At 65.8% G+C, this 278-nt stretch carries 1 protein-coding gene; it reads left to right on the forward strand.

Features of this window, described 5'->3' with window-relative positions; translation table 11 throughout:
- A partial coding sequence (locus EN786_RS38205; RefSeq protein WP_189524413.1) for a hypothetical protein occupies nt 1-278 on the forward strand: 278 nt, incomplete at both ends.

The following is a 278-nucleotide window of genomic DNA, read 5'->3' on the forward strand; positions in this document are numbered from 1 at the left end:
GCGCGTCGTCCGCCCGGCCGGCCAACGGCAGCACGAGAAAAACTGGATGCCGCTGGTCGAGCGCACTTCCGACGGGAGCGACCGGCTTCGCTTCATCTATCTTTGCGACCCCACGAAGATCCTGGACGAGAACGGCCGGACGGTTTCGGAGCAGGAGCCGATGATCGCGGCGCCACAGTTCAGCGGCAGCTCGCAGGCAATTCTGTTCAACGGCGGCTGGTTGGCGCTGGTACACGAGGCGCGCGCGAGGCCAAACGAGGGCCGGCGTTATTACCAGC

Source organism: Mesorhizobium sp. M4B.F.Ca.ET.143.01.1.1 (assembly GCF_004792275.1).
Classification (GTDB): Bacteria; Pseudomonadota; Alphaproteobacteria; order Rhizobiales; family Rhizobiaceae; genus Mesorhizobium; species Mesorhizobium abyssinicae.